The organism is Ensifer sp. ZNC0028, from assembly GCF_000799055.1.
In the GTDB taxonomy this organism is placed as follows: domain Bacteria; phylum Pseudomonadota; class Alphaproteobacteria; order Rhizobiales; family Rhizobiaceae; genus Ensifer.
On the sequence record NZ_JTLA01000091.1, the window covers coordinates 1 to 25,976 of the forward strand.

Annotated in this window: 19 protein-coding genes; 6 read left to right on the forward strand and 13 right to left on the reverse strand. The window is 63.3% G+C overall.

What is annotated here, in order from left to right; genetic code table 11:
• Positions 1-2,249, reverse strand: a 2,249-nt coding sequence (locus tag L981_RS21020) for a VCBS domain-containing protein (RefSeq protein ID WP_043620568.1), incomplete at its 3' end; no start/stop codon positions are given.
• A gap of 494 nt (positions 2,250-2,743) precedes the next feature.
• Here L981_RS21020 and L981_RS21025 point away from each other — a divergent pair.
• Positions 2,744-3,670 (forward strand): transglutaminase-like cysteine peptidase, encoded by a 927-nt coding sequence (locus tag L981_RS21025; RefSeq protein WP_245281682.1) that lies wholly within the window; start codon positions 2,744-2,746, stop codon positions 3,668-3,670.
• A 39-nt stretch (positions 3,671-3,709) separates the two neighbouring features.
• Here the strand turns inward: L981_RS21025 and L981_RS21030 are convergent, their stop codons facing one another.
• The 9 genes from L981_RS21030 to phnD all read right to left on the reverse strand — a co-directional run bounded on the left by L981_RS21030 (position 3,710) and on the right by phnD (position 15,880).
• Positions 3,710-4,318 carry a ribbon-helix-helix domain-containing protein gene (locus tag L981_RS21030; protein ID WP_043620572.1) on the reverse strand — a complete coding sequence of 203 codons (609 nt, stop codon included), beginning with the start codon at positions 4,316-4,318 and terminating at the stop codon, positions 3,710-3,712.
• A 3-nt stretch (positions 4,319-4,321) separates the two neighbouring features.
• Positions 4,322-5,602, reverse strand: a complete 1,281-nt coding sequence (locus tag L981_RS21035) for an HlyD family type I secretion periplasmic adaptor subunit (RefSeq protein ID WP_043620575.1) — start codon at positions 5,600-5,602, stop codon at positions 4,322-4,324.
• A gap of 61 nt (positions 5,603-5,663) precedes the next feature.
• On the reverse strand, positions 5,664-7,841 hold the full coding sequence (locus L981_RS21040) for a type I secretion system permease/ATPase (RefSeq protein WP_052201921.1): 2,178 nt from the start codon (positions 7,839-7,841) through the stop codon (positions 5,664-5,666).
• Positions 7,842-7,875: 34 nt separating this feature from the next.
• A complete protein-coding gene (locus L981_RS21045; RefSeq protein ID WP_082006105.1) occupies positions 7,876-9,237 on the reverse strand; it encodes a TolC family outer membrane protein in 1,362 nt (453 codons plus the stop codon).
• Positions 9,238-9,680: 443 nt separating this feature from the next.
• Complete coding sequence (locus L981_RS21050) at positions 9,681-10,442, reverse strand: diguanylate cyclase domain-containing protein (RefSeq protein WP_043620580.1); 762 nt, start codon at positions 10,440-10,442, stop codon at positions 9,681-9,683.
• Between the two features lie 247 nt (positions 10,443-10,689).
• Positions 10,690-11,856, reverse strand: coding sequence for an ABC transporter substrate-binding protein (locus L981_RS21055; protein ID WP_043620583.1), 1,167 nt, complete (start codon positions 11,854-11,856; stop codon positions 10,690-10,692).
• A gap of 49 nt (positions 11,857-11,905) precedes the next feature.
• On the reverse strand, positions 11,906-12,988 hold the full coding sequence (locus L981_RS21060; RefSeq protein ID WP_043620586.1) for an ABC transporter ATP-binding protein: 1,083 nt from the start codon (positions 12,986-12,988) through the stop codon (positions 11,906-11,908).
• Positions 12,988-14,784 carry an iron ABC transporter permease gene (locus L981_RS21065; protein ID WP_043620589.1) on the reverse strand — a complete coding sequence of 599 codons (1,797 nt, stop codon included), beginning with the start codon at positions 14,782-14,784 and terminating at the stop codon, positions 12,988-12,990. Before L981_RS21065 ends, L981_RS21060 begins: the two co-directional genes overlap by 1 nt.
• A 133-nt stretch (positions 14,785-14,917) precedes the next feature.
• Positions 14,918-15,880, reverse strand: coding sequence for a phosphate/phosphite/phosphonate ABC transporter substrate-binding protein (gene phnD / locus L981_RS21070; RefSeq protein ID WP_082006106.1), 963 nt, complete (start codon positions 15,878-15,880; stop codon positions 14,918-14,920).
• 111 nt (positions 15,881-15,991) lie between these two features.
• Here phnD and L981_RS21075 point away from each other — a divergent pair, with 111 nt between their 5' ends.
• The 3 genes from L981_RS21075 to L981_RS21085 are packed head-to-tail and all read left to right on the forward strand — an operon-like array spanning position 15,992 to position 19,054.
• Positions 15,992-16,684, forward strand: a complete 693-nt coding sequence (locus L981_RS21075) for a response regulator transcription factor (protein ID WP_043620592.1) — start codon at positions 15,992-15,994, stop codon at positions 16,682-16,684.
• Positions 16,674-18,056, forward strand: coding sequence for a sensor histidine kinase (locus tag L981_RS21080; protein ID WP_043620595.1), 1,383 nt, complete (start codon positions 16,674-16,676; stop codon positions 18,054-18,056). Before L981_RS21075 ends, L981_RS21080 begins: the two co-directional genes overlap by 11 nt.
• On the forward strand, positions 18,053-19,054 hold the full coding sequence (locus tag L981_RS21085) for an ABC transporter substrate-binding protein (RefSeq protein ID WP_043620598.1): 1,002 nt from the start codon (positions 18,053-18,055) through the stop codon (positions 19,052-19,054). Before L981_RS21080 ends, L981_RS21085 begins: the two co-directional genes overlap by 4 nt.
• A gap of 32 nt (positions 19,055-19,086) precedes the next feature.
• On the opposite strand, the gene L981_RS21090 is transcribed toward L981_RS21085, so the two are convergent.
• On the reverse strand, positions 19,087-20,577 hold the full coding sequence (locus L981_RS21090) for a PLP-dependent aminotransferase family protein (RefSeq protein ID WP_043620601.1): 1,491 nt from the start codon (positions 20,575-20,577) through the stop codon (positions 19,087-19,089).
• A 108-nt stretch (positions 20,578-20,685) separates the two neighbouring features.
• Here L981_RS21090 and L981_RS21095 point away from each other — a divergent pair, with 108 nt between their 5' ends.
• Entirely contained in the window at positions 20,686-21,918 is a 1,233-nt protein-coding gene (locus L981_RS21095) for a benzoate/H(+) symporter BenE family transporter (RefSeq protein WP_043620603.1), read from the forward strand.
• A gap of 352 nt (positions 21,919-22,270) precedes the next feature.
• Positions 22,271-23,503, forward strand: a complete 1,233-nt coding sequence (gene aztD / locus L981_RS21100; protein ID WP_043620606.1) for a zinc metallochaperone AztD — start codon at positions 22,271-22,273, stop codon at positions 23,501-23,503.
• A gap of 335 nt (positions 23,504-23,838) precedes the next feature.
• Here aztD and L981_RS21105 read toward each other — a convergent pair whose 3' ends face one another.
• Together L981_RS21105 and L981_RS21110 are read right to left on the reverse strand one after the other, a co-directional pair.
• Positions 23,839-24,741 (reverse strand): N-acetylglucosamine kinase, encoded by a 903-nt coding sequence (locus tag L981_RS21105; RefSeq protein WP_052201922.1) that lies wholly within the window; start codon positions 24,739-24,741, stop codon positions 23,839-23,841.
• Entirely contained in the window at positions 24,741-25,955 is a 1,215-nt protein-coding gene (locus L981_RS21110) for an N-acetylglucosamine-6-phosphate deacetylase (protein ID WP_052201923.1), read from the reverse strand. Before L981_RS21110 ends, L981_RS21105 begins: the two co-directional genes overlap by 1 nt.
• Between the last annotated feature and the right edge of the window lie 21 nt (positions 25,956-25,976).

The following is a 25,976-nucleotide window of genomic DNA, read 5'->3' on the forward strand; positions in this document are numbered from 1 at the left end:
TCGGCGATCTCCGTCACAGCACCGCTCTGCACACCCGAGGTGATGAGTGGTGCGTCGTTGGTGCCGGTGACCGTAATCGTCACCGTCGTCGACGATTTGTCACCGTCTCCATCGGTGATCTCGTAGGTGAACGTATCCGTCACCATCTGGCCAGCGGCAAGGCTCTGCACACCGGCGGTCGCGTTGTTGAGCGTGTAGGTGTAGCTGCCGTCGGCGTTGAGCACCAACGTGCCGTACTGACCCGCCGTCGAACCACCGACCAGGCCCGCCGTGCCGCCAAATGAAACGGAAGTCACCGATACGCCGTCGGCGCCCGCCACATCCTTGGCGCCGTCCGTGCCGTTCGTATCCGAACCACCCGAACCGGTCAGCACGTTGCCATCGGCCACAAGGGCGCCGTCTTCGGATACGCTGTCCGCATCCGCGACAGCGAGAGGCATGTCGTCCGAGACCGTGACGGTCACCGTGCCCTCAGCCCTGTCGCCGTCGGTATCGGTCGCAATCACCTTGACCTGGCCGAGGTTTGCAAGGTCATCGGGCGTGATGCCGGAATGGCTGGCGTAGTTGCTGTTCAACGTCGCCGTTACCGTCGCGCTATCGCCTGCGCGAACCAGGCCGAGCGTGACGACAGCCGTACCACCGGCCCGACCGACGATCTGGGTATCGGAAACACGGTCCCAAACCAGCACACCGGTCAGCCCGCTGATGTCACCGAACGCAATTGCCGCGATCGCATCCGAACCCGCGACAAAGCCGATCGTGCCACTGCTCGTCTCGGCACCACCGACCGGCGCCGAGCCGTTCACGAGGTTCTGCTCATCGAGCGTCAGCGCTGCGGCGGCGGCAAGCGGATCGACCGACGGACCGGCACCATCGATCACCTTGATCGTCTGGCTGTCGCTCGTCGTGTCGTTGTCGCCGTCCTTGGCCGACAGCGAGAACGTCACGTCGAGACCGCCGGCATTGTTGAGATTGCTTGCTGCCGTAAACGACCAGGTCTTATCCGCATTGACCGTCAGCGTGCCCTCGGCGAGCGCGAATTCGACCTTCTGGCCTGCGGTCAACGCCAGCGTCTGCGTGGTGTTGCCGACCGTCACGTCCACCGTGCTGACACCGTCGGCACCGGCCGTCAGCGTCCAGCCGCCATTCAGCGTCTGCCCCTCAGCAACCTGTGCGGTCTCCGGGTTCGTGATGCCGATCACGGGAATGTCGTCAACGACGTCGACGCGCAGCGTGGCGGTGCCGGTCGCGCCGTCACCATCGGTGACCGTCAGGGTGAAAGTATCGCGATCCTGTTCGACATTGGCGCCCGGGTCGACGCCCGAGCTGGTGACCGGGCTCGTCAATTCATAGGTATACTGAGCGACACCTGTCGCGGGATCATAGGCAGTGATGGTCAGCACGCCGAACTGGCCGGCAACCGATTGCCCGACGAGGCCGCCAATGGGAAAAGTCCGGCCGTTAATCGTCAGGCTGGCGATATCGCCGGCACCATCCGGATCGGATATGGTGAAGATGCCCTTGACCGACGCGCTCCCGTCACCGGCGCGCGAACCGCTGGCAAGGCCGGCTTCATCGACCTGTCGGTCGCTGACGAAGATGCCGCCGGGGCCGCTGCTGCCGTCGGGGATGATCGACGGCGCGTCGTTGGGGTCGAGCGTCGGCGCCAACAGCTCGGTCGTCTCGAGCGTCGGAAACTGCAGCGCTGTCGCCGCCAGCAAGTTGATGACCGGCCCGGCCTCGCCGATATCGACATTCGCCCCTGCGAAATCGCCGCCACTGCTCTGGTTCGAAACGACGCTGATGCTGCCGTCCGGGCCGGCCGCGACGTTGATGCCGTTTTCCCCAAGCACCGCCACGAGCGTTTCGCGCGGGATTTCGGCGTCCCCGATCAGGAAGGTCGGGACCTTCAAAGCCGCGTTGTGAATGGTGATCGTGGAACCGTCAGGCTGCTCCAAAACGATATCGCTGCCGACGACCTTGATCTTTTCGATCGACGCGCCCTCAGGCAAATGCACGACATTCGAAGCATCGGCGCTGACTTCCGCCGGCATGGGCGCTGTCTGAGGCGCCGTTTCGACGCCTTTCACGGGAGCGCCTGTCGCGGGGTCGATGAGTTCCGGCTCTCCTGCGGGAGAAGCCTGCGCAACCAGGCGGCCAGCCTTGCCGTCCGGCGCGTTGCGAAACTCGATCGCCTCTGCCGACAGAGCGGCGGCCTCGTTGGAAATTGCGGTGCCTTCGGTTGCCATGAAAATACCCCTCGACCTTTGCGGGGGACGAAAACATCAACCTTCCGGGAGCGCAATCGGCGCTGACGCCGCCGATCCAAAACGGCATACTATGTTATGCTAATACCCAAAATTGGTGACGTTAGTACAAATTTAGTATTTCTGGTCATCGCTTGGAAACCAACATCGCTTGCGGACCAGCGCCGCGATGCGGCAACCGTAAAATGCGCCTCATTTCAGCGAAGGGCACCACTGGATCTCCAGGCGACAGCGCAAGCCTTCATTAGAGATGAGCGGGTGTGTCCGGCGGCGGATGTCATCGGCAATGATCACCAGGCCCGCCATGTCTCTTCAAGAAAGAAGAGGCCTGACACGAAAGAATACACAAGTATAAAATTTGAATAAAATTTTAGATAAAACGTATTTTTTCGAAACACTCTAAATAATACATACGGCTTTACCGGCATTTTTCTTTTCATTCGTACAGTGCTCTCAAGAAACCGAGAGACACGGCGATGAACAGGACGCGTTTGAAGCACGGCGGGAAATACCTGAAGACTTCGGTCTTGGCGATCGGCCTTGCGTCGCTTTTCGCAACGACACCCGCGCAGGCTGGCCAGCCGGCCGTGCTCAGCCCCGGCCTGCTGCACCAGATGGTGAGCCTGGCAAGCCCGCTCGCTGCCGTTGCGGCCCAGACCATCGACAACTGGTCGAAGCGGGCTTCCGAAGCCCTTAAGCGTCAGAACGTGCAACAAGTGGCGCTGGCGACCCGCCCGGATCTGCGGCCCCAGTCGTCCGCACAGCCGGAGCCATCTGCCGTTTTCCACTCGGTTGCGTTCCGCGTTTCATCGATCCCGGTCGCCCGCAAATGGAAGACGGTCTACCCGGCGGTCGTGGCAGCGGACTTCAGCCATTGCGCACAACAGAGCGGTTGCGCCGCCCGTGACATTCTCGGCAAGGCGATCGAAAACGCTGATGGTCTCGCCTTTCGCCAGAAAATCAACGGCATCAACCGGACTGTGAACAGGATCGTTCGCTACCAGCCGGACGCGGAAAACTACGGGTCCAAGGACTATTGGGCGACGCCGGACGAAATTCTTGCCCGCGGCAAGGGTGACTGCGAAGACTATGCCATCCTGAAGATGGCTGCCCTGAAGGCGGCAGGACTGCCGTCGGAGGCGATGTCGATCGTCGTACTGCGCGACGTCAGGCGCAACCTCTATCACGCGGTTCTCGCGATCACGACGAGCCAGGGCCACTTCATCCTCGACAACCTCAGCGACGAGGTGAAGCTCGATAGCGCCTTGCCGAGCTATCAGCCGCTGTTTTCGGTCAGCGCCGATCGTTCGTGGATCCACGGCATCAAGACCACCGGCGACCAGGTCGCCGCCGCCGCACCGCTTGCCGACGTCATGCCCGGCGAAGGCATCGCCGTTCGCTGACCGTGCCCGCCAGGCTCGACCTGCCCGACGGCGCTGCCGTCAGCCGAGAATGAAGCCGATGATCACATCCTGGTCGACGAGCGGGGCGAGTGCGGCGCTGAGTTTGCCGCGCGTAACCTGCCCCTGCAGGCCGATGGTGAAGCCCGCCGGCTGCGGTTCACCCGGAGCCGCTTTCAAGCGCTGGACCAGATCGACGAACTGAACATCGAACGAAAGTCTCAGCCCACGCGCCGCCTGCGGCTGCTGCGAGCGCAGAACGCGCGTCTGGACGAAGGCGAGAAAGGCCGCGTTGTAGGCGACGATGTGCTTGCTGCCCGTGAGCGCGAAAGCTGGAGACGGGCTGGCGCGCACCTGGCTGGCGACGGCCGCCAGGCTGCCGCGTTTCCTCGCCGATTCAAGCTGATCGTGAAGGTGGCGGGTCGCGACATAGCGCAGACGTGCCGTCAGGTTGCCTTCGCCGTCGAGTTCTCTTTCGCAGGCCGCGACGATATCGGCAAGTCGGCAGCCTTGCCGGGTGGCAAGCTCGCCCAGGCTGTGCCAGTAGATTTCCTCGAGCTTGATGCCGCGGCGTTGACCGCCGACGGTAACGACGCGGAACCGCAGCGCGCTCATGTCCTCTTCATGTGCCAGAGGCGGCGTCTCGTTCATCGATCAGCGCTCCCGCAGCGCTTCCTCGCGGGCCTTGTTGATCGGCTTCATCAGATAGGCAAGAATCGTTTTCTTGCCGGTCATGATGTCGACCGATGCGATCATGCCCGGCATGATCGCATATTCGCGCCCATCCTTCACGAGGGCGGCCATGTCGGTTTTGACGCGCACGAGATAATAGGTCTCGCCGCTGTTCTGGTCGACGAGACTGTCGGCGCTGACGGTCTCAACAATTCCGCCGAGCCCCCCATAGATCGAGAAATCATAGGCCGAGATCTTGATCAGCGCCGGCTGTCCGGTGCGAACGAATGCGACGTCCCGTGGCGAAAGCCGCGCCTCGACGAGCAGCGTCTCCGACGTCGGCACGACGCCGCCGATCACCGCTCCGGGCGTCACATAGGCGCCGACCGTGTTGACATCGAGCGTATTGATGATGCCATCGACCGGCGAGCGAATGTCGGTATTGGCAACCCGGCTGGTGGCGCCGCGAATGGTCTCCTCGATCACTGAAAGCTGCGAAAGCGCCTCGGTTTTTTCCGCCAGGGCCTCCTGCTTCAGTTGCAGCGAGAGTTCAGTCACCTGCAGCGAAGCTTCCTTCAGCGCCGCCTCGAGCTTGCCGACCGATTCCTTCCAGAGCGCAAGCTGCCCCCTGGTGTCGGTCAGCTCCTTCTCGACCCGCAGCAGCTCCGTCTGCGCAACGAGCTTGCGCTTGGCCATCGGCTCGAGCAGTCCCTGCTCGCGCTCGGTGAGCTGCAGGCTTTCGCTCAGGCGGGTGATATTGGCCTGAGCCTCCGCCAGCTCCTTCTGACGCTGGCCCTCGCGGGCCTGCATGACCGACAGCTTGTTGTTGAAATTGCCGGCCTTGGCCTGAAGCAGTTGCTCCTCGTTGGCGCAGATGGCGGGCGCAACCTTGTTGACATCCTCCGGGCAGCTGTACGGGGTGTCGTAGGCCCCCGTCTCTTCCAGCGCCAGCCGTGCGATCTGTGCGCGCAGCGAGCGGGCCTTGGCTTCGAGTTCGCCGAGCGACGAGCCGCTTGCCGTATCGTCGAGCCGCAGGATCAGGTCACCACGGCGCACGACCTGGCCGGGCTGTACAGCGATCTCGCGCACGATACCGGGCTCGCTCGATTGAATGATCTGCGTTTTCGAGACGGGAATGACCTTGCCTTCGCCGCGGGCGATCTCGTCGACCTCGGCGATCGCCGCCCAGGCGACGAAGGAGCTGATCAACAGCCCGATCACCAATAGTCCGGCGCGCGCGGCCAGCGGCGGTTTCTCAGTCATCTCGGCGCCCTCCGAAACGCGGGGACCGGCATTGCTTCATCGTCATTTAGATAAGGGTGGATCATAGCCCCGCCCCTTCCGCCGGTCCGGCGGGACCGGGACGCCGCTGCAGCTGCTCGATGACCGCAGCCTTCGGCCCGTCGGCGACGATGCGCCCCCGGTCGAGTACCAGCAGCCGATCGACAAGGCTCAGCATGCTGTGGCGGTGCGTCGAGATCAAAAGGGTGACATCGCCGCTGAAGACGTTGGAAAGCTTGTTGATCAATTCGCGCTCGCTGGCGAGGTCCATCGCGCCGGACGGCTCGTCCAGAAACACCACCTTCGGCTTGCGCAACAGTAGCCGGGCGATGGCGACCGCCTGACGCTGTCCGCCGGACAACTGGGAGCCGCGTTCGCCGACCGGCATGTCGTAGCCCCGCGGATGATGCGAGACGAACTCATCGACGCCGGCCAGCCTTGCAGCCGCAACCACCTCTTCGTCGCTGGCGGTCGGGTTCGCCATCAGCAGGTTTTCCTTGATGGTGCCGGAAAACAGGTCGGAATTCTGCGAGACGAACGAGACGGCCGAACGGACGACGGAGGGGTGCAGCTGCCGGATATCCACGCCGTCGAGCAGGATGCGCCCGGCGCTCGGCGCATAGAGACCCGCCAAAAGTCGGCCGATCGTCGTCTTGCCCGAACCGATCCGGCCGATGATGCCGACACGCTCGCCGGCCTTGATGGTGACGTTCATGCCGCTGACCACCTTGTGGTCCGTTTGCGGGTAGGCGAAATCGAGATTTGTAAAGGTGATGCTGCCGTTGCGGATCTCGCGGTTGACGAAGCCGATCGTGTCCGGCCGGTCTTCCGGCTGCTCCATCACGGCATTGAGGATCCGCAGCGACAGAATGGCCTGCCGCAGCCGCGCCAGCGTCATGGCGATCTGGCCGAGCGGCGCGACGGCGCGGCCGGAAAGCATGCTTGCCGCAATAATCGCACCGGATGAAATCTTGCCCTCGGTAAATTGGTAAGCGCCAGCCACCACGATGCAGACCGTGACCAACTGCTGCACGAACTGCGTCGCATGCGAAGCCCAGGAGGAAATCTCCTTGATCTGCTCGGACGTGTTGGAGGAATGCTTGGCGAGCTCGTTCCAGCGGCGAAGCAGCTGTTTTTCCGAATGCAACGTCTTCACCGTCTCGATCGCGCTGATCGTTTCGACCAAAAGCGCCTGACGCTGGGCGGATTCATTCGACGCGGCGGCAACACGGTTGCCGATCTTGTACTGCGCGACATAGCCGATCAGGAGGCTGAAGATGAAGGCGACCGCCGGGATGATGGCGATCCATCCCGCCACCGCGTAGACGGCTGCGATGAAGACGAAGACGAAAAGACTGTCGATGATCGTGCTGAGCGTGTTCGACGTGAAGAACTCCCGAACGAATTCGTACTGCATCGCCCGGTTGGCATATTCGCCGGTCGAAGGCGGCCGCGACGCCATGGTCGCGTGCAGGATCTTCTCGAACAGCATATAGGAGAGCTTCAGGTCCGCCTTGCGGCCGGCATAGTCGATCAGCGCCGCGCGCACCGTCTTCAAAAGGAAATCGAAGAGAATGGCGGTGCTGATGCCGAGCGCCAGCACCCAGAGCGTTGCGATCGCCTTGTTCGGCAGGATGCGGTCGTAGACGTTCATCGTGAAGAGCGGGGCTGCGAGCGCCAGCACGTTGATGAAAAAAGCGGCGATGGCCACCTGCACATAGGCCTGCCAGAACGGCTTGACCGTGGCGGTCAGCCAGTGGCGGCGATCGATGTTGCGCGCCTCGCCGACGCCACGCCCAGACGCGGTATTGAGATAGGTAGCCGAGAAGGACAAGGCATAGGCAAGCCCGCCGACGTCGAGGTCGGACAGCCTTATCGGCATCTCGCTGGGCGCAGCCAGCCTGTTGGAAAGGCTCAAAGTACCGTCGGGCGCCTCTTCCAGAAGCGCCATGGCACGGCCATCCCGAAAGACGAGCAGCAACGGATAGACGAAATCCCGATTGCCGATCGCGCGCGCCGAAACGGGCTCCGTTTCCAGGCCGACCCGCTCGGCAATACGGGACACGTCCTCGGCGCTCGGCAACCGAGGGTCGAAGGGCACGTCTGAATAGAGCACGCTGTCTGACGAGGGGCGGTTCAAGAAGATGCAAATCTCCTTGAACGCCTCGGAAAAGCCGGTCAGAGACGGGCCAATCTGCACATGCCTGTCAATGCCTTGCATCACCACCGGTTGTGTCCACCCTGACGAGGACTATTCATTTCTGCCGGATCGGCGCCAAAAGGTCGAGCGGCAGATCGTTCGTCTGGCGCGACGGGACACGGCGATAGGTTTCTGTGGCCGGCGCATCCGGGACATTGAACTCATTGCGCGCATAGGCTTCCGCCTGCGCCGGCGCCTTGATCTTCATGGTCGGCAATAGCTGGCCTGTTGCCGCCAGCAGCCGGTACTCGGCAAACAGCGCTGCATACTGCGCGGTCTTCGCGAGAACGCTGACGTTGAAACGCGAATTCTGCGCACCGAGCACGTCGAGCAGCGAACGCTGACCGACCTTGAGCTGCTCGCGATAGGATTCGACGAGCTGCACGTTCATCTGCGCCTGCTGGTTCAGCGTGCGGGCGATGTCGTACTGGCTGCCGCGGCGCTCCCATGAGATGCGCACGGCTTCCTCGACCTCGCGATGCGCCTGGTGGAAGACCAGGCGCTGCTCGCTTGCGCGGCGCATCTGCTCCTGCTCGTTGGCGACATCGATGCCGCCACGATAGAGGTTCCACTTCGCGACGATCCGGCCCTGGGCGTCCCAGGTATTGCCGGTCGAACCGTCGATATCGTTGCCCGTGCGTACGCGACCCTCGGCGAAGACTTCAGGCAGCATGTTCGAACGCGCCGCCTTGACCTGCGAGTCCGCGACGTTGATGTCGGAATCGGCGGCCTTGATCCGCGGATTGTTGGTGCGGGCAATCCCGATCGCTGTCTCCAGCGTCTTCGGCAGCGCGCCGGCGACCGACTTCGGCATGGATGGATTGGTGAGCGGCTGTCCGACCAGGCGGTTGAAGCTGATCTTGACCGTATCGAAGGCTTCTTCCGCCTCCTGCAGGCGCGCCTTGGCCGCAAGCAACCGTTCGCTTGCCTGCTGGCGGTCCGCGTCGGTGAGGGCGCCGCCCGAAATCAGCGAGCTGATATCCGACAGGATCGACTGGTGCACACCGACGTTCTTGCGCGCTTCGGCAACGATCTGCTGCTGGAGAATATATTCGAAATACTCGCGCACGATCTGCAAACCGATCGTCTCGGAGCGCTCCAGCACGCGGAAGGAGGCGCTGTCGACGCGCGCTGCCTGACGCTCGAGTTCAGCCCGACGGCCACCGCCATCGAAGAGCTTCTGCGTGATGGTCAGCCCAACATCGGAAGGATAGAGCGGATCGTTCTCGATCGAACCAAGGCGACGGCTGCTGTCTTCGAGATGGCGCACGCCAGTCGAGGCTTCGACGTCGACACTTGGCAGATAGAGGCCACGTGCCTGCCGCAGTTCGAATTCGATCGCCTCACGGTTCTCGATCGACTGACCGATTTCCGGATTCGATTCCATCGCGATCTGAAGCGCTTCCCTCAGCGTCATCGCTTCCGCAGCACCACCCGCAAATACCGTCGACGCGAGCAGAATGGAAAGCAGCCCGCCCCCAATAAATTTCCCCACTTTCAAGTCTATCCCCCTCAGTACGCCATGCTGGTTAATCCAAGCCTACGCCGCAACTGCCTTATTTATCGACAGATAATACAGAGGTAATATAAAGCGGGGACCAATTTTGGGGTGGTCCCGAAAAGCCTCAAGCTTTCGCACGGCTATGTTGCAAAAATGGAACAACGGTGTTGCGCCGAAAGATTTCAGTAACCTATTGAAATGAAATAGGCCTCGCGACCGCACCGCTGATCACAGAAACCCCGTTGCAACAATGGGGTCAAGTGTACCACAACCCTAACGCGACCAAAAAGACCTAACCTCAGCCGCCGCGAGCGATCGTTGCCTATCATCCCGACGCAAGCAACGTCACGACCTGTCCTTCAGGCCGATGGCAAGCGTACGAAGTCAACACGCTGGGTCCCCTCGCCGGCGACCATCACCGTCTCGGAGGCTGCAGCCCGGCGCAGGCGTTCCAGATCGACTCCGCCATCGAACAAGGCACCGCCAACGCTGAGTTCGAGGTCGACCTTGCTGCCATCGGCAGAGAAATGGGCGGACGACAGCGCCTTCGTCAGGCGGTTGGAGACATGTTCCGCATCGGTCTCCGTTGCGCCCACGAGCAGCACGTCGAAACTGGCGGGACCGGTTCGGGCGACGATATCGTCGCGACGCACGGACGTGCTGATCGTCGAGGCGACGAATTGCAGCAGTTCTTCGCTCCAGGCCGGACCGAAAGCGTTTCCGACGTCATCGAGATTGTTGATGCGCAAATGGATGAGCGCGCCATGCAGTTCCTCGCCGGCATGCTGGCGGCGGCGTTCGAGGCCATTGACCTGCTGAACGAGCCCGCGACCGGTCACGCAGCCTGTCGTGGCGTCATGGGCGACGACGTGATTGATCTGGTTGCGCAGGCGTTGCGCCCGCCGAAACTGTGTCGCTGCCACAACGATCAGCGGCACGCCCATCAAAAGGGAGATCAGCGCGGCACCGACCACGGCGGCCGCATAGGGCTGGTCGACCAGGGCGACCAGGCTGAGATAGACCAGGAGCTGGGCAAGCACGGCAAATCCAACAATGCCACCGACGGCATATCGCGCGATCCGCCAATCTTTCTGCCCGTTGAACTGCACGTCTCTCTGCATGCCTCGCTCCCGATTCACGAATGACGATCGGTCTAGCGCGAGTTTATGGATTTTCCATTTCGATGGTACCTACAACTTTATGCAGTGCGCCGGTTCTGAACAAAAATGCATCAAAATGGGAATCGTTTTTCCGCCGCTGTGCCCGATGGGGCGCGCTCCGGCCGTCTGAGGCGAGGCACCTCACCCCGCATACAACACCGCGCCGGGGACGGAAAATAGTCCCCAGCGCGGCGCGACGTTGATTTGCTTATCGCGAATTGACGATCCAGAAGTCCTGCCAATCCTGCAGCTTGGCGAAATCGGCCTCCGAGGTCTCGGAATGCGGGACGTGCAGTTCATGCACGACGTCGATGACGCCGGAGGCTTCTTCCTTCGGAATTTTCGCTTCCTGGTTGGAGGAGATCTTGCCGTCGGCGAGCTGCGGCGCCATGCCCTCTTCGGTCATCATGAAGTGAACGAAGAGCTTGGCCGCGTTCGGATGCTTCGAGCCCGAGGCGATGACGGCCACGCGCGGGGTCAGCTGACCGACCCAGGGCTTCAGGCCGGCGCAGATGCCCATGCCGTAGCCATTCTTCTTCGCGTCACGGAAGATGGCGGAGCTCAGGAAGCCCATGAACGGCTTTTCCTGTCCGGCCGCACCGATGATCGGGCCGACATCGGTATCGCTGCGCGTCGCGCTCGGCTTGTTCTTGGCCAGACGCTTGACCCATTCGGCCGTTGCGCTTGCCTCTTCCGTTTCGAGCGGCTTGCCGAAGAAGGCCTCGTAGGCCTTGCGCATCGCCTCGTCGTCATGGGTTTCGATCTGGTTGAACCAGAACATGGTCTCGTTGCGCAGCAGCGGATCGGGAATGGCGACGCGGCCCTTCCAGTCTTCCGTCGTCAGCGCCCAGACGTTGTCGATCGGGCATTTGTCGCCATGCACGTCCGTGTTGTAGGCCCAGACCCAGGGGTTGAGGCTGGTGATCGCGGGCGTCTGGTACTGGACCGGCACGACCTCCTTCAGGTCCGGTGGCATCCAGCTGACGCCGGCGCCCTGTGCAATGATTTCCGTGGTGACCGAGGGAAGATTGCTCATGTTGAAGACGTCGGAGCGAACGCTGCCCGCAACCGCTTCACGCAGGATGACCTGCTGCTGGTCCTGGCCGCTGAGCTTCACGCCGGTCGCCTGAATGCCGTACTTCGCCGTGAAGTTCTCGGCCATGGAAACGATCTTGCCGGTCGCATCGACGACGGTGATCGGTCCTTCCTTCTTGGCCGCCTCGATCAGCGCTTCCAGCGTATAGTCAGCATCGGAAATCCCGAGCTCGGCTGCGTCCTGCGCTGCCGCGGGTGCGGCGAGCGCCACCAGCGACACGCCGGCCAGAATGGCGCGGCGAACGGACTTTGGCAGTCTACCTTCTTGTATTGACAGCATTTTATCCTCCTTACGGTCAATTGCTCTGTCGGTACGGGATTGCTTCGTCTCAGGCGGCGATGCGCCGGCCCTCGGTATCGAAGATGTGCAGGTGATGGGGTTCGGCGTGGAAGAACACGGTGTCGCCGCGGGCAGCCGCCGGCAGCTCGCCGGCGATCGCGAAGAACTGTTCGCCGTCGACCGAAAGCTCGACGATCCAGCTTCCGCCGGTTGGCACCACTTCGACGACCCTGGCCTCCTTTGCGCCTTCCACCTTGGTGCGCGCCAGTCGCACGGATTCCGGGCGGATGCCGACGGAGCCAGCCGGCTGCGGCAATGTCCTTGAAGCCAGTTGGCCCCGCATCCAGGCGACCAGGGCGCCGGATCGCTCGCTGCCAAGCTCGATGATGTTGATCGGCAGGTTGCCGACGAATTCGGCGACGAAGCGGTTGGCCGGGCGCTCATAGATGTCGTCGGGCGTGCCGAGCTGCTGCAGCTCGCCCTCGCTCATGACGGCAATGGTGGTCGCAAGCGTCATCGCCTCCCACTGGTCGTGGGTCACGAAGACGATGGTGGAACCGAGCTCCTGATGGATCCGCTTGAGCTCCGCCCGCATCTCCAGGCGCAGCTTGGCGTCGAGGTTCGACAGCGGTTCGTCGAGCAGGATGATGTCGGGCTTGAGTGCCAGCATGCGGGCGAGTGCCACGCGTTGCTGCTGGCCGCCGGAGAGCTGCGACGGCAGGCGCGTGCGGTAGCGGTCGATCGCGAGTTTTTCGAGGACCTCGGCGATGATCGCGTCGCGCTCGGGCTTGGCGACTTTGCGCAGCTTCAGCCCGAACTCGATGTTCTGTTCCACCGTCATGTGCGGCCAGAGCGCATAGTTCTGGAAGACCAGGCCGAGGCCGCGTTTTTCCGCCGGCACGTAGATGCCGTCTTCAACCGACACGATGGTGCGGTCACCCAGGTGAATCTGGCCGGCCGTCGGATGCTCGAGGCCGGCGATCATGCGCAGCGTCGTCGTCTTGCCGCAGCCGGACGGGCCGAGGAGGCAGAGGAAATCGGATTTCGGAATCTCGATGCTCAACCGCTCGACAGCCGCCTGCGCCGTGTTGCCGTAGCTCTTTCTGACATCGCGGATGCTGATGCTTGACATTACTTGCCTCCCAAACCGTCGGACAATTTGCTTTTTGTGAGTTTCTGGACGATCAGCGTGCCGCCGAAGGCGATGATGCAGATCATCAGCACCACGGCGTTGGCCGCCTGGCCGTAGCCGTAGTCGACCAGCCTGAGCGCATAGGTCGTCAGCACGTCGGTCCCGGGGACGGCGAGCACGACGACGAGGCTCAATCCCTTGATGCCGGAAATGAAGGGCAGCAGGATCCCGGTGACGAGCGCGCCCTTCTGGATCGGCACGACGACCGATGCCAGCCGCCGGAACCAGCCGGCGCCGGCAATCCGGGCCGCCTCTTCCGGATCACGCCCGAGCTGCATCATCGCCGAGATGCCGGCCCGCGAGGCAAAGGGCATCTGGTCGGCAAGGATCGCCAGCACCAGAATGATCGGCGTACCGTAGAGTGCGGGAACGGGTCCGCGCTGAACCGCGAACATCGAGAGATACGCGGCGGCAAAGGCTATTCCCGGCACCAGATACGGCAGGAACGTCACTTGCCGCAGGAACGTGGCAATCATCGTCGAGGACGTGCGGGTAACGGCATAGCCGACGAGGAGCCCGAGGAAGCCTGCGCCGGCAGCAGCCGACCCAACGATCCAGAGCGTATTCCACGTCGCCTGCCAGAATTCCGGCGTCAGGAGGATGCCCTGCTTGAGCGCCGTGGTGCCGAGATCGGAACCGATCCAGTAGGCGAGCGTGAAGTTGTCGAGCGCAAAGACGCCGGGGACCTTCATGACGGTGGTCATGGCGAGCGCCAGCAACGGAACGACGGCGCTGACCAGGAAGACCAGCGTGGCGAGCCCCGCTGCAGGCAGCCGGTAGCCCCGCAGCGACGTCGTGCGGTTCATCGACCCCTTCGAGCCGATGACCACGAAACGACGTGCTTCCTTCAGCAGGTACATGTCGAGCGTGATCGAGATGGTGCCGAGCACGACGATGGTCAACGCGAGGATCGCCCCCATGCCGGTCTGGCTGGTGGAGATGGCGCGAAACAGCGAGGTCGCCAATACGTCGTAGCCGACGGGAACGCCGAGGATATAGGCAACGCCGAAGTCACCGAGACATTTGGCGAAGATCAGCGTGCAGGCCGAAACCAGCGACGGCAGCATCAGCGGCAGGATGATCTTGCGGGCGATCACGCCGTTGCCGGCGCCGATGACACGGGCGGAATCCTCGAGCGTCGAATCGAACTGCCGCAACGCATTGCCGAACAGCAGGATGACGAAGGGCGTATAGTGCAAGGCCAGGATGAGCGTGATCGGCAAGGCGCCGTAGGCTAGCCAGTCAGGCGGGGCGAAGCCGAGCGCTTCCATCCAGCTCGGCTGTCCACCGGTGGTTCGGTTCTTGAAAAGCGTCTGCCACGCAAGAGCAAAGGTCCAGGACGGCAGCATGTAGGGGATGATCAGAACGGTGGCGAACCACTTCTTGCCGGGCACGTCGGTTCGGCTGATCAGCCAGGCCATCGGGATGCCGACCACCAGCGCGACCGCGATCGCACCGAGGGCGATGGTCCCGGTGTGGAAAAGCGGCTGCCAGAAGACGTCGGTGGCGATCTTCGACAGGAAGACGCGGTTGAAATAGTAAAGCGTCAGCTCGCCCATCGATTGCCCGGAGCGGGCCTGGTCGGCGAACTGCACGAAGAATGCGTCCGAAAGCAGAAGCAGGATGGGCGCGGCAATCAGATAGGCGAACAGCACGACCAGACCGACGCCCACCATCGTGGTGGGGTCCTGGTTGTGGACCCTGTAATTGTAAATGGCTTTGCCAAAGTTTCGCATAGCAATCCCGTGGGTTGGAAGCCGCACAGCAGCCTCGGGCGGGTTGGCCCGGCCTGTGGTGACGTTTGTGGTAGGCGCGCGACAGGGCCTGCGCACGCGGCGCATCGGTCTCCTGTCGGGCTGTTGGATGAGGTCAGAAAGTGGAAGCGCCGGCCTTGTCGATGACCTCGCGCACGCTTGCCCAATCCCGATCGTAGCGGATCGGCAGGAAGCGCTCGTCGCCGTGAAACTCGCTCTTCATTTCCGCGGTGAACTCGAAGTCGAAGAAACACCGCTTCATCGCCGCGACCAGCGGCGGGGCGAGATCATGCGCATAGGCAAAGGACGACGTCGGAAAGATGCCGCTGGTGAAGATGACGCGGAGGTCTTCGCGCTTGACCATTCGCCGCTCGATCAAACGTTCCAACACGTCGGACGCGACGGCCGCCATGTCGTAGTCACCCGAGATCACGCCGAGAATGGACTTGTCATGACCGCCGGACATGATCGGCGCATAGTCCTCCCCCGGACTCAGGCCTTCGCCCGGGAAAAGCGCGCGCGGCGCCAGGTGCCCCGAGTTCGAGAACGCGGACGCGTGCGCCACGCGCCGCCCCTTGAGATCGGAGAGGGTCTTGAACGGGGAGTCCGCGCGAACGATGGCAATCAGATTGTAGCCGCGCACCGCATTGCCGATGCCTTTTGCGGCAAAGGGAACGGCGCCGGCGCGGTTGACCGCCTCGACCGTCGGTCCGGTCGAAAAGCCGGCGAAGTGGAGCCGCCCGGAGCGCATGGCTTCGATCTCCGCCTTGCTCGACTGCACCGGGTAATAGACGATCTGGCGGCCGAGACAGGCGCCGAGATGGGTGGTGAAATCCTTGAACAGGCTGGCATAGATGGCCGGCTCCTCGATCGGAGCATAGGCCCAGACGAGCGTCTGCGGATCCCGCCATTTCGAAGGGTCTGTCGGCGCATCGGCAACGAAGTCCTTGTCGGCGTCGCAGTAGCGCTCGTCGAGATCGGGGCTTGCGCCGCAACCGGCTTTCGCCGTTGTCGACACGGGCAACAGCAGCACGCACGCCAATGCGAGGCCGGCCAAAAACAGCCTGTGCGCGTTCATGTCTACCCCTCCCCGAAGCTCCGCTCTCCCGGCGAAAGCTTCATAGTTCTCATCTGCTTTTGATCTGTGTATGGGAGTATCACTGTCACAATCCTGTCACCTGGAAACGCGATGCGCATTCTCCTGATCGAAGACACCCCCGACATCGCCTTTGCCATTTCCATGCGCCTGGAAAAGGAAGGCTACGAGGTCACGACCGCGTTCGACGGCGCGGAAGGAGAGCGGCTCGCCCTCAACGCCTCGCACGATCTGGTGATCCTCGACATCAACCTGCCGAAGCGGGACGGCTTCGCCATCCTGAGTGCCATGCGCCAGGGTGGGCTGACGCGTCCCGTCATCGTCATCACCGCCCGCAACCAGGTTGCCGACAAGGTCGACCTGCTCGAATTAGGCGCTGACGACTATCTGGTCAAACCCTTCGACCTGCACGAGCTTGTTGCGCGCATTCGGGCCGTCTCCCGCCGGCACCTGGGGGCGGCGCAATCGGTTCTGCGCTTGGGCTCGATCTCCATCGACCTTTCGGCCCGCGCGGTGATGCTCGAAGGCCGCCCGCTCGACCTCGGCCGCCGCGAATTCGACGTGCTGGAGGCCTTGGCGACCCGCGCCGGCACGACGGTCAACAAGGAGCAGCTGGTCGTAAAGCTCTTCGGCTATGAGGACACGGGCACGCCGAATGCCGTCGAGTTGCTGGTTTCCCGGGTGCGCCGGAAGCTCGAGGACTGCGACATCGAGATCGTCACGCATCGCGGCGTGGGCTACATGCTGCGCCAGCGCACCGGGAGCGGCGCAAGCGGTGCGGTCTGACTATTCGATCGAGCGCCGCATCCTGTTCAGCGGCGCTGCCCTGCTCATCATCATCGGGCTTTTCCTGTTCTGGATGGTGCGCTGGAATGCGCACAACGCAGCCGAAGAAGCCTTCGACCGCGTGCTCGGCGCGGCCGCACTTTCGATTGCCGACACGGTCTCGATCGAGGACGGCACCGCAAGCGTCGACCTGCCGCATTCCGCCTTCGCCATCCTCGGCACATCCCGGCTCAATCGCATCTTCTATCGGGTGGCAGCCCCCGACGGCACGATCATCACCGGCTCGCCGATCCTCGGTCTGGAGATCCCGCACGGGACGGGACCGCAGTTGCGGCTGGCCGACAGCACCTACAGGGGCGAGCGGATCCGCATCGCCGCCGTCGCTCGCTACAGCACCGACGCAGCCGGCGGCGGCTGGGTCGACGTTCTCGTCGGCGAGACCCGCGAGGCGCGCGATCAGCTCGGGCTGCACCTGACCTTCAATGCGGCCCTTCCCGCAATCGCCGTATCCGTGCTGGCATTCCTGCTGATCTGGCTGGCGGTCCGCCAGGCTTTCGCACCGCTGAGAACGGTCGAGGCCGATTTGCGCCACCGAGCTTCGTCTGATCTGAGCCCGGTCTCCGGCCCGGTACCAAGGGAGGTGAGCGCACTGATCTCGGCGCTGAACGACTTCATGGGCCGGCTTGATTCCGTGCTTGTCGGCCTGAAGAGCGTGACGGCCGACGCCGCCCATCAGTTGCGCACGCCGCTGACTGCCTTGCGCGCACTTGCAGAACTTTCGATCGACGAAGCGCCGTCGGGCAGATTGCGTGACATTCTCGGGCGCATCCACGCCAACTCGGTCAATGCCAGCGTTCTCGCAAACCAGCTTCTGTCGGATGCAAGCACGCTGCACGGCATTGAATCGCGTCTGCGCGAGACCCTCGACATGCGCCTCGTTGTGCGGGAGGCCATCCGTCGCCTGCAGGCCGAAGGTTCCTATCCCGCCCTCGACGACATGCTCACGCTTAACCTGCCCAGCAACGCCGTCGAGATCGAGGCAGAGGCCGTCAGTCTGCGCGAGATGATACGCAACATCATCGAAAACGCGCTGGTACACGCGCCGGGATCTATCGAGGTCACCGTGACGGAGGCGGATCGCCTGGTCCGTTTCGTTGTTTCCGATCGGGGGCCCGGAATTCCCATGGAGATGCGCAAGCAAATGTTCGAACGCTTTTCCCGGGCCGACAGCAGCAAACCGGGCTCGGGCCTTGGGCTTGCCATTGCCAGAACCGTCGCGGAAGCCATGGGCGGCAGCATCAGCCTCGACGATCGGGATGGAGGCGGGTTGTCGGTTGCGGTTTGCCTGCCCAAGGAAGGAACTCCGGCATGATCGTTCGCTTCACGTTCATGCTTCTTGTCGCACTCTTTGCCGCATCGGCGCCGGCACGGGCCGCTCCGGAACGGCTGACCATCGTCGGGGTCGATGCACAGCCGACGATGCAGCCGCTGCTCGACGCCCTTCGGGCCGACATGCCGCACACGAAGGGCCAGTACAGGCAGGCGCGGCCGAGCCAGATCATTTCACGGCTGCTGGCGGGCGTCGACGACGCCGACCCGATCGACGTGCTCGTGCTGCCGACGCCGGATCTTGCCGTTTACCTCGCCAACGAAGGCAGTGTCTCGCGGCATGGCGCTTCGGCGGTCAAGCACCGGCCGCAACAGCAGGCCCACTGGCGCAGCGAAGTCTTCAGCATCGGCTACGACCCGGCGGTCTTTGTCGTGCGCAAGGGCGCGCTGGCACCGTCCGACGTCCCGCGCACCCGAACCGAGCTCGCGCGTACGCTGGAGCAGAACCGCGCGCGCCTGCTGCGCCGGGTCGGGCTGGTCAACATCGGCATCGACGATGTCAGCTATGCCTTCGCCTCGCAGGAGGCGCTTCGATCGCCGCTCTTCTGGCGCATATCCCGCGCTGTCGGTGCATCGCAGGCCCGCATATTCGACAGCAACGAGGAACTGCTGCAGGCGATGGCGGAAGGCCGCATCGACATCGGCTACAACGTGCCCCTATCCGCCGTGCGCAAATGGAAGAGCAAGACCGCATCGATCGAGATGGTGATCCCTGAAGACTACGTGCTGGCGCTGCCCTGGACGGCATTGATCCCGGAGAAGGCGCGCAATCGCTCGACCGCCGGCGATGTCGTCGATTTCCTGCTTTCCGATCGCGCCGACCGCGCGCTCGAACAGGTCGGCCTGACCCGGTCGCGCGACCTCGACACGATGAAGAACGTGCAATTCATCGAATTGGGACCGGAGCTGCTCGTCTATCTCGACGCCGTCAAGCGCAGCCGATTCCTCGACACATGGTTCCAGCTCGTCATCCAGGACTGAATAGCGAGACGTTGGGGCGACGCTCGCACGGCCTATGACTTCGCCGCAGCCAGGAGGGCGCTCGCCAGCTTGCGGACCGCCCCCTCGATCTCGCCTGGAGTATAGGCAGCAAACCCCATGAGAAACCCGGGCTCGGGCTTGCCGCCGGCGTAAAGCGCCGACAGTCCCATGATCTCGATCCCCACACGTCGCGCGGCATCGACGGCCACGGCCTCCGAGATCGCGCCCGTCAGTGCGCACGGCATCTGCAGGCCGCCATCGGGCACCCGTGCCTCAAGGAACTGTGGCAGATGTTTTCCAACGAGCGTCGCCAGAAGGTCGAGCCGGTCGGCGTAGATCCCGCGCATGCTGCGCACATGGGCGCCGAAATGCCCGCCTTCCATGAACCGGGCAAGCGTCAGCTGCGCCATCGGCGCGGAGTGTCCGTCAAGCAGCGTGCGCGCGACGGTCATCGGCTTGACCAGCTCGGGCGGCAGAACGGCGTAGCCGATCCGGAGGCCGGGAAAGAGCGATTTGGTGAAAGTTCCGATGTAGATGGTCCGGTCGTGCGGATCGAGGCCCTGCAGGCAGGCCGTCGGTTTGCCGGCGTAGTGGAATTCGCTGTCGTAATCGTCTTCGATGATCCAGGCCTGATGGCGGCTGGCCCATTCGATCAGCGCCAGGCGGCGATCGAGCGCCAGCGTCGCCCCGGCCGGGAACTGGTGCGAGGGCGTCAGAAACACCGCCTTGACCTTGCGTGTCTCCGCCTTGATCTGGTCGACGGCGATGCCGTGGCGGTCCACGCGGATCGGCAGACATTCGAGCCCCGCCGCATCGAACGCCTTGCGTGCGCCGTAGTAGGCCGGATCCTCGATGAAGATAAGGTCGCCGGGATCGAGCAGCATGTTGGCGCACAAGGTCAGCGCCTGCTGCGAGCTGGTGAGGATCAGCACCCGTTCGGCCGTGGCACGGGCGCCGCGCTCAAGGTTCACATAGTCGGCAATGGCACGGCGCAGCTCTTCGATCCCTTGCGGGTCGCCGTGAAGCAGCGCCCGTCTGCCGGTTTCGCGCAGGATCTGCCGTCCGAGGCGCTCCCAGAGCGCGAGCGGAAAACTGCGCGTCTCCGGCACGCCATGGGCGAAGGGGCGCGGCAACAGCTGCTCGCTGACGCCGCCGCTGCCAAACATGGCATTGCCGCGCCTGCTCAAGGCCGGCGCCTGGTTGAGCGACTGCGTGCGTCTTGGAGACTGGCGCCTGCCGGGCGCAAACTCCGTCACCTCGGCCACGAAGCTGCCGCTGCCGACGCGCCGGTCGATAAAACCTTCGGCATGAAGCTGGCCATAGGCCGCTTCGATCGTATCGCGCGACACGCCGAGAGATTTGGCCAGCGCCCGCGAAGCCGGAAGCGGCTTTCCCGGCCCAAGCGCACCGTCGAGGATCAGCTGCCGAATCGCCCGCTGGATACGCCCATGAAGCGGCATGCCCGCCTGGGCGGGCTGGGCAATCCATGCCTTCACGGACTCGAGTTGGGAATGCTTGAACAAATGGTCTGGCCAGATTGAGGAAAATGGATGGGTATATCGGGCCAATGACTGGCTATTTGTCAACGCGGCTTACCAGTCCTCCCCGAAAATTCAGGAGCCCGATAGATCATGACCTCCCATGTCTCCCCGTCATCCCTTCGCTTCAACGATCTCGCTCATCCCATCGTCGCGGGCCTGATCTCCGTCATCGTCAATTATGGCGGCACCTTCATCCTGGTTTTTCAGGCTGCGAAGGTGGCTGGGCTCAGCCCCGCGGTGACGGCGTCCTGGGTCTGGTCGATATCCATCGGCGTCGGACTGACAGGGCTCTGGCTGAGCTGGCGCTACCGCGAGCCGATCATCACCGCCTGGTCGACGCCGGCCGCAGCCTTTCTCGTCACAGCGCTTGCGACCACCCCCTATGCCGAAGCCATCGGCGCCTACATGATCTCGGCCCTGGCCTTCGTCGCGCTCGGACTTTCGGGCTATTTCGAGAAGGTTATCCGGCTGATCCCGCCCGGCATCGCCGCTGGCCTGCTCGCCGGCATTTTGCTGCAGTTCGGCATCGGCGCATTCGGCGGCGCAAGCGTCGACCCGCTGCTCGTCGGCCTGCTGATCGTCGCCTATGTCGTCCTGAAGCGCTTCTCCGCCCGCTATGCCGTGGTGGGCATTCTCGTCCTCGGGCTCCTGTTCCTGCTCGCAGAGGGCCGGGTCGACCTGTCGGGCCTGAAGCTCAAGTTCGCGGCCCCCATTTTCACGATGCCGGAATTCTCATTGAACGCGCTGCTTTCGATCGCATTACCGCTGTTTCTGATCACGCTGACCGGCCAATACATGCCGGGAATGCTGGTGCTGCGGAATGACGGCTTCAAGACCAGCGCGAACCCGATTGTCACCGCGACGGGCCTCGGCTCGCTGATCATGGCGCCTTTCGGCTCGCACGCCTTCAACATCGCGGCAATCACGGCGGCTATCGCCACCGGCAAGGAGGCCCATGAGGATCCGTCCCGGCGCTGGATCGCGGGTATCGCTGCGGGCTTTTTCTACGTGCTCGTGGGCGTGTTCGGCGTCACGCTTGCGGCCGTGTTCATGGCGTTTCCGGCAACCTTCATCACCACGCTCGCGGGCCTTGCCCTGCTCGGCACGATCGGGGGCAGCCTTGCGGCAGCGACAGCCGACCCGGCCTCCCGCGAAGCGGCGCTCATCACGTTCCTGGCCTCCGCCGCCAACATCAAGCTGCTCGGCATCGGCGGGGCCTTCTGGGGTCTGGTGATAGGCCTCCTCGCCTACATCGTTCTGAACGGCCGCCTGCCGCAGCGCCGCGGGAACAAGCTGTCCTTGAGCGAGGGCGCAACGAAGTGACGGCACGACCGGACCCAGCCGCATTTTGGCGACCGCATCCGTGATGCGTGGCCCTATGGTGGGTCTGGGTCCGTCTCGCCCTTTCAGAAAGACCGGCAAACTCCACCACAATAAACCAAACGTTTCGGCGGATGGCGGCGAGACAGGCCGCCATTCGCCTTCCACAGGCGAAGTCGCTTTGGCGAGACCAAGCCTCACCACCCTTGACGTCAAGGTCACGGCAGAACTCTCGGCGAACCGCCTATGCCGTCCTCGCCGACTCCGATGCAAACGCCAGGTTGTTGCCGCTGGACAAGAGAAACGTAACGCTATAACACAACGAACGTTACGTTATTACATTATAGGAGATTTCATGTCCCGCTCCGGTTTGCCCGCGCTTTTTGCCACGACCATACTTGCGACCCTCGCCTTTCCGTTGACCTCCCATGCCGAGGAAGAACAGCAGCGCGAGACCTGGCGTTTGTTCATTGCCGACCACACCAAGCCCGTGGTCCGCGCCATCGATCTGGAAACGGACAAGGAAATCGGCCGTTTCGACCTTGAGGGCTACGCCGCCCTTTCGTTGAGCGATACCGGGCGCACGGTCTTTGCCGTCCAGGGCGAACAGAACCTGATCCATGCCATCGACACCGGCATCGCCCTTTCCGATCACGGCGAGCACCGAGACATCGAAGTCAAGGAGCCAAGGCTTCTCGAGACGACGATCCGCGGACAAAAGCCGGGCCACGTGGTTGCCCATGGTGACGATCTCGCCATCTTCTACGACCGCGGCGGCAAGTTCGATCTGCTTGGCGAAAGCGCGCTTCTGGACGGCAAGGCGGAACTCAAGGCTTACGACACGACCGCCGCACACCATGGCGTCGCGGTCTCGACCGGCAACCATCTTCTCGTTTCGGTCCCGAACCTCGAAGCCCCGGTCAAGGAAGGCGAGCTTCCCCCTCGCCTGGGTCTGCGCGTCCTCGACAAGGAAGGCAAGCAGGTCGGCGATGTCGCAACCTGCACGGGGCTCCACGGGGAAGCAACGTCCGCACGTCTGGTCGCCTTCGGTTGCGCCGAGGGCGTCCTGGTCGCGCGTCCGGGCGGGCTCGACGGCCCCAAGCTCGAGATGCTCGCCTATGGCGACAAGCTGCCGGAAGGCAAGGTCTCGACCCTGCTCGGCGGCACCTCGATGCAGTTCTTCCTCGGGAACTACGGAGAGGACAAGGTGGTGCTGATCGACGCCGACGCGAAAGAACCTTACCGCCTCGTCGAACTGCCGCTGCGGCGGGTCGACTTCATCCTCGATCCGGCAAAGTCACGCAACGCCTACATCCTGACGGAGGACGGCAAACTTCACCTGCTCGACGTCGTGGATGGCGTGATCACCAGATCGGAGACCGTCACGGAACCTTACAGCAAAGACGGTCACTGGCGCGACGCAAGGCCCCGCCTGGCCGTCGCCGGAAACCACCTAGCCATCACCGATCCGCGCCAGAGCCTGGTGCGCCTGATCGACACGGGTACCCTGAAGGAAACCCGCACGATCGCAGTCGAAGGACAACCCTTCGCGATCGTCGCAGCCGGCGGATCGGGTGCAACCCACTAGGAAACACAGGCAATAAAGTCTGGGCGCCGGCCGAAGGGCCGGTGCTCATCAGCAGGAGAGCCGACTGAATGCCCACGATCGCTCGGCCTTTGCTCTCGAAGGGCCGACACACTCTCTAACTGTCCGACCGAAGTGCACCGACCGGCCGCCCCGAAAGTGCTCGTCCGGCACAAGACAGACTTCGAACAAATGTCGATTTCCTAGAGCCACCAGTCGATCAAGGGCGACTGTTCGGCGTGGTCGATCGCCACACCCGACCGCAGTGCCACCGAACAGCAATCTCCCCACCCGCTCTCCCAGCAGCTTAAGAAGGGAGACCAATGCTCGGCGAGCATTCACGGGTGCCTGGCGCCACACCCCACTCGCACCGCCAGCTTCAGCGCGCCGACCACAGGTGGGTCACGCACGAGAAACACGATGAGGCCGTATCGCTCCCGGATGAGGCGGCTCACATGGCTGAAGAACCGGGCCTGGCTTTCCAATAGGCCGCCGCCGGCAAAAACCGGGCCGGGTGCGCCGCGTCGGTGAAGCCTGCCGACCATATCTGCAAGACTGGACGCCCCGTCCTCCAGAACGCGCCCGGCGATCCTGGAGCCACGTGCTGCAACCTCGAAGATCGCCGGCACGTGGCATGCCAGGGAAGCCGCGGAAGGTGCCTCCGCCAGCCGCTCGTTCGCGCGCAGAAGTCTTGGGATCGCCAAGCTCTCCATCAGCGCCTGCGAAAGCAGGCGATCCGGCATTCCAAGGTCCTCGGCGGCGAGCGCCTCCTGAAGGGCGCGCCGGACCAAGCCGGCCCCGCCGCCGTCATCGCCAATGAGCCATCCCCAGCCGCCGGCCGATATCAGCGTGCCGGCGCGGTCTCTCGCGACAGCAATGGACCCCGTTCCGGCAATGAGCGAAATGCCTCGCCCATGGCCTGCAGCCGCAAGCAGCTCTGCGTCGTTCACGACCCGGATGTTCCACCCCGTCACATCACAAAGCGCGGTCTCGCAACGGCGGAGTGCCTGTTCGTCGTTGCAGCCGTTCGCCCCCATGACAACCCTCGACGGCGTAACCCCGTCGAAGGTCGCCTCCACGAGGCGCTTCAACCGAAGGCAATCCTCGTCGGAGTAGCTGGCGTGCCTCCAGGCAACCGTCGGAACCTGATGATCGACCCGAAGGACCCCGTCGTGAGCGATCATCCAGCGCGTCTTGGTGCCGCCGACATCGATGCCGAGAGCGACTTCGGGCGCCCGCATCAGATGTGTTGCCCGAGGTTTGCACCATCGCCGACGGCAACGACACCCCCGATGATCACCGACTTCACGTTGAGATCACGGTCGAGCACCACGAAGTCCGCCAACTTGCCCGTCTCGATGCTTCCGATGTCGCCGGCAGCGCCAACCAGTTCCGCAGGCGTCAGCGACGCCATCCGAATGACCGAAGGCAGATCGCGTCCGACGGCATGCGCCATCGTTCGAACCATCCGGTCCATCCCGTGCATGGAACTTGCAAGGCTTCCATCGGCGCCTCTGACCGAATTGCCGTCGCTGAACACCCAGGTGCCGTCATCTTCCGAGCCGAACCTGTACTTGCCGGGAGGCGCATCCATGGCGCGGTTCGCGTCCGTAACCAGGCAGGTCCTTTGTGGGCCGATCATCTCGAAGGCGAAGCGCAGGAGATCGTCGGAGAGATGGATGCCATCAGCGATCACCTCGGTGCTCATCTCGTCGTTCATGAGAACGTATTGTTCCATGCCCGCCTGCATCGGCGTGCCAAAGCGCTGCCGCAACGACGACACGGAACTCATTGCGCACCAAAAGTGATCGACATGCCGCATGCCACGTGCAAACGCCGCCTCCAGCTCGCCCCATGCCGCATTCGAGTGGCCGCAGGTGATGAAGCAGCCTTGCTGGCGCGCAAACTCGAAAAACTCGAGCGCGCCTGGCAGCTCGGATGCGCATGTCGCGATCCGGACGATCTCCTTGGTCAGGAAGTATTCGTACTCTTCCCGAACGGGATCCCGGCGGCCTTCCTTAGAATGGACCCCAACCTTGTCCTCGGCGAAATAGGGACCGTAGAAGTGCACGCCGGCGATCCGGGCACCATCCGAGGGCAACCAATTCGATTGCACGTTTTCGCACGCTTGGATCATCGCATCGAGTTGCTCGAACGATCCGGTGGTCGTCGTCGGGAACACCGAGGTGGTGCCATGTCGCGCATGGGCACGATTGACCGTCCTTACCGCTTCATCCGTGCCATCCATGTAGTCTGCGCCCGCGGCCCCATGGATGTGGATATCGACAAAGCCCGGGCAAATAAAGTGATCGGACATGTCGAGTACGCTCGCGGTCTCGCCAGGTTCCCAATCGGCCGCAACATTCGCAATGCGGCCACCGCGACATTCGACCACCGCGTTTTCCAGAACCCTGTTCGGGAGGACGACATTTCCTTTGATAGCCAAAGCGCTCATCACATAATCCTTGTTGAGATC